Genomic DNA, 2,166 nt, shown 5'->3' with positions numbered 1-2,166 from the left:
AATTGGAAGAGTTAAAATTCCCACCAGTTTCACATGATAAATTGCCTGATGTAGTTCTATATTCTCAACAAAAGAATTGGGTATATTTCATTGAAGCAGTAACTTCACATGGACCTATCTCACCTAAAAGAAGATTAGAACTTCTTGATATTGTTAAAGATAGTGATGTAAAGCCCGTATTTGTAACAGCATTTCTTACAACTCAGGATTTCAAACAGTTTGTGACAGAAGTATCGTGGGAAACAGAAGTGTGGATAGCAGAACAACCAAAGCATATGATTCATCTTAATGGGGATAAATTTATGGGACCTCGTTATTAAAATTTCTGTATGTTGAACGTCTCTTTATGGGATTATTAAGCATACTATATCCTTCATTTAATGTTGCCTTACGTTATTGTACACCACTTTACAACTTTTCCTGTTTTGGAGGCATAAAAATACAAACAACCCCCGGGCTTTTGTATGATAGGTTCGACCAAAAACCAATACAAAAAGGGAGTTGTTTGTGATGAACCCATTATATCAGAACGGTTTCACCATCCGAAGCCTGAAGGCTTACTTTTCACCCTATTTTGTTGGCCTGACACGACCCACCGCTGAGAAATGCTTCCTGCTGCTTCTGGGCATCCTCTCCCTCCAAGGCATCCAGTCCATCCGTTTCCTGTATGACTGGTTCCTGCGGCTGGTCAGCCCCAGGAGCCTGAATGCCTACTACTATCTCTTCACGGCGCCCACCATCCCGTTGGAGAAGCTGGCGAGGGTCACGGTGCAGCTTGCACTCGCCTGTATCGCAGAGGAAGATGGCCGTTTCCCGGTCTTCCTCATCCTGGACGACACCCTGCAACCGAAATACGGCACGCACTTCGCCGAATACCAGACCCTCTTTGACCATGCCCGGCACAACGGCAGTAACTTCCTGAAGGGACACTGCTTCGTGGCGCTCGTTTTGAGCGTGCCGGTCCGGATGGAGGGGGAAATCCGCTACTTGAGTGTGCCATTGGGCTACCGTCTGCGCTCCCGGGATGAGAATAAGCTGGAATTGGCGGCGGCGATGGTGCGGCAGGCTATGAGCGCCTTTCCCGAGGGGAAGCGCGCCATCCTGCTCTGCGACAGCTGGTATCCGAAGGGGGCGGTCCGCCAAGTTGTGGTGGATACGCCACAACTGGAGATGGTCGCCAATGTGCGCAAGGATACCTGTCTCTATGACCTGCCCCCGCAGCCGACCGGCAAGCGGGGTCGCCCCGCGCAGAAGGGCCGGCCTTTGGCTTGCCAGACCGACTTCGCGTTCTCGCTGGATCTGGGCGACTATCAGATTGGCACCCGGAAGGTACTGACCAAACTGTTCGACGAGCCCGTTTATGCCATCGTCACGGTCACGAATCCGGAAGAGCCCTCCGGTTTCCGGCTCTTCCTCAGTACCCTGCTGCCGGAGGAGTTGGGGATGGAGGAGCAGGAGAGGGCCATGCTCTGCCCGGAAGTGGCGGAGGAGGAACGGGAGGTGCTACTCCCCTACTGCCTCTACCAGTACCGCTGGGCGATCGAGGTGATCTTCTACGAACAGAAGACCTTCTGGTCCTTCGGGAATTATATGGTCCGGAGCCGAGCAGGAATCGAGTGCTACGTGAATCTCCTGGCGGTGGTCTATAGCGCGGTCCAGCTCCTCCCTTACCACCAGAAGAAGTATGCCCATCTCCGTCAGGAGAGCAGACTGGTGAAGAAGCAGCTGTTGGGAACCGCCATCCAACAGGAGGTATTTTTTGTCACTTTCGCACTTTCACTCGAAAAACGATTAATTTCTCGAGCTTTGTGGAAGTCGCTTGAGCGTTGGATGATGCAAAAGCGGAATTTTTAGGAACTTGTAAAGTGGTGGTAGGTGAAATAATCCATATTTATGTCTGAATTTTTTTGTAATGTATTTTATTTTCTTCGAGATATTGCAGTAGACGGATTACCGATTAATTGTTTGGAAGAATAAAAAAAATTTCCTTTTTTATGTTTTGTCAGTTTAGATTCTGTGACTCCTTTGACAATTTATTAGTTGGTGCACCCTACTACTTTTTGTTGTATTTCATACTTAGAAATAACCAAAGCGGACAAAGCAAACCTTTTGTCTGTTGAGTTGATAACGCTTACTTGTTAAGATGACTCTAGTTTCAAGGAAGGG

The 2,166-nt window shown here is 48.7% G+C and carries 2 protein-coding genes; both read left to right on the top strand.

All coding sequences use genetic code 11. The features are described 5' to 3' along the window. The coding region (locus RT018_RS15685; protein WP_312943247.1) for a BsuBI/PstI family type II restriction endonuclease at positions 1–320 on the top strand (320 nt) is incomplete at its 5' end. Positions 321–510: 190 nt separating this feature from the next. Then, positions 511–1,854 (top strand): transposase, encoded by a 1,344-nt coding sequence (locus RT018_RS15680; protein ID WP_312943246.1) that lies wholly within the window; start codon positions 511–513, stop codon positions 1,852–1,854. Positions 1,855–2,166 lie beyond the last annotated feature (312 nt).

The sequence above is a fragment of the Oscillibacter sp. genome (assembly GCF_032060045.1).
In the GTDB taxonomy this organism is placed as follows: domain Bacteria; phylum Bacillota; class Clostridia; order Oscillospirales; family Oscillospiraceae; genus Oscillibacter.
The sequence above is the reverse complement of the archived record's forward strand: the minus strand, read 5'-3'. Positions and strand labels throughout refer to the sequence as shown.